Origin of the sequence: Streptomyces sp. NRRL F-5630 (assembly GCF_000719475.1) — a bacterium.
Lineage (GTDB): Bacteria > Actinomycetota > Actinomycetes > Streptomycetales > Streptomycetaceae > Streptomyces.
Genome location: NZ_JOGO01000160.1, coordinates 1 through 2,200, shown reverse-complemented (window position 1 = coordinate 2,200; position 2,200 = coordinate 1). Strand labels below are relative to the sequence as shown.

Genomic DNA, 2,200 nt, shown 5'->3' with positions numbered 1-2,200 from the left:
CGGATCAGCCACCGGCGGACCCGCCAGATCAGCACCCACCACCACCGCAGCCGTCTCCGGAGACGCCGCCGTCAGATGACCATCCACCGCGAACAGGAAGTCCACGACCCGCGCATAGTCCACAAAGGCGTCACTGCCGTCCGACAACGCCAAGGCCGCGGCAACGGCAGTGCCCCGCAGCCCGACCAGATACGCCTCCTCGAACGGCAGCGGCTGCACCGGGCTCTCCAACGGCACAGGACCCCGCCGCACCTGCGTGAACCCGGACACCTCCGGCAGCAGGCCATACGTCTGCCGCCACCCGTCCTGCCAGTCCTGAACCGGACGCGACGACACACCCACCGGCGTCCCGCCCGCGTCCTGGTGCCTGGCCACCTGTACCCGGTCCAGCAGCACCCGCGACCCGTCCAGTGCCACGATCTCCGCCGCCCACGGCATGATCGGCGGCGTCTGCGCGGGATCGGCCAGGATGCCGAGGGCACCCCGCGCCGCCTCGAAGACGGCCCGGACCTCCGCCTGTGCTCCTGGGGGCACCTGGGGCAGCAGGCCGAACGCCTCCGCGACGGCCGCCCGGAGACGCCGAACGGCGGGGTCGTCGTCGGGCAGCCGGCTCCCCAGGGCGTACTCGCCCAGTGCGAGCGCGATGTTCCTGCTGTCCCATTCGGACACCGGCTTCCTGGTGGAACCGTCCAGCTGCGGTACGCCTTCCCCGGCGGTCACCGCGAGGAAGGCCGCGACGGCACGCACCACCGGGTTGTTCGCGATCCGCAGGATGGATTCGCGCAGAACGTCCTCGGGCAGCGGGGCGCGGAGCGTCACCGAGCGTTCGTAGGCTCTCCGGCTGAACGTGGAGATCTCTTCGACGGCACGCTCGATCTCCTCGGGCGTCATGTAGTGGCCCGTGTACCCGAAGTGCCGCAGCTCCAGCAGGACCAGCGCGACCGCCAAGCGGCCCTCGTCGGTGTCCAGGGTCGGATAGTCGGCGTCGTCCATGCCGACCGCGTAGCGCTGGCTGATGGCGTCGCCCTCGGAGGTGCGGCCGGTGAGCACGGCCGTCCAGTGCTCCCGCGGTGTCGGCACGTCGTTGCCGACGGCGTCGAAGAACCCGGCGTCGAAGGGCTTGTCCGGCGTCAACGACCGCCGGTAGAGCTCCATCACGTGGGAGAGATGCGGGAGGAGCCGCCCCGTCAGCTCGTCATGGCGCTCGTCGAGGAACGCCCGGGTGCGCGGCCGCAGCGCCCGCAGGACGCGGTCCAGCCCGTTCCGCGAGGCCACGAGCAGGAAGTTCTTGATGAGGTTCGGGTCCACGCCCGCGGGCGGGGCGCCGTCGAAGATCGTACTGACCGGCGAGGCCGCGACATTCTGGTATCCGAGCCACCCGTAGCCCCACACCTCGTCGACGTCCGGAATCGCCGCGAGGAACGGCACGAGGTGGTTCTCCACCGAGCCCTGGCCGAGGGCACGGTTCACGAACACCCTGGTGACCGTCTGCCCGAAGGACCGCCCCCCGACCATCAGCTGCTCGAGGTCCGGCCGGGTGAACCGCTCGAGAGCGAGGTCCTGGAGCTCCCTGAGACGGTCGGTGGCGTACCCCGCGGTGAGCTGGGTGTAGGCGGACCAGTCGAAGCCCTCGGGGGCCGGATTGACCTTCGCGCCCTGGCCCTCCTCGGTGAACGTCCAGCCGAGGGGGCCCAGCAGCTCGGGGAGCGGGACCGCTCGCTGCCGCTCGTCCGCGAGCCTCGCCGCGGCCCGAGCCCTCCGGAGCTGAGCCATCGCTTCCCGTCGGGACTGCTTCCGCTCTCCGGGGATCGCGGCCATCGGGTCGACGACGAACTCCCCGATGACGTACTTCCTCCGCACGGGCGGACGCTCACCCGCTGCCACCTGCGGCCGCCGGATGTGGAGCAGCCCGTCTTCCGTCTCCCAGAAGGAATAGGAATCCGTGACGAGCTTGAGCCCGGGGCCGTGGCCCAGTACCAGCGTTTGTTTGACAGCGCCCGGAACATTCAGGAAGAGGTCGCGGCGCTCCTCGGCCTCAAGGCCGACGCCTTCGTAATCGTCCCCGGTCGGCGCGTCAAGTACGGCGTGTGTCGTGGAAGACGACTGCGCGAACGCGGGCAACGCGCCGTCCGCGACGTCCCGCCGGTGCGGGTCGATCGCCTGCCCGGTGGGGTCGATGACCACGGCCTGTGCGTCGGCA

2 protein-coding genes are annotated in these 2,200 nt (G+C 70.9%); one reads left to right on the top strand and one right to left on the bottom strand.

The window, feature by feature from the left end; all coding sequences use genetic code 11:
* Positions 1 to 1,860 (bottom strand): hypothetical protein (locus tag IF99_RS31360; protein WP_234340925.1); only part of this gene is annotated, 1,860 nt, incomplete at its 3' end.
* A 105-nt stretch (positions 1,861 to 1,965) separates the two neighbouring features.
* Between IF99_RS31360 and IF99_RS35345 the strand changes: the two genes are divergently transcribed.
* Positions 1,966 to 2,200: hypothetical protein (locus IF99_RS35345; protein ID WP_234340924.1), on the top strand; the 235-nt coding region annotated here is incomplete at its 3' end.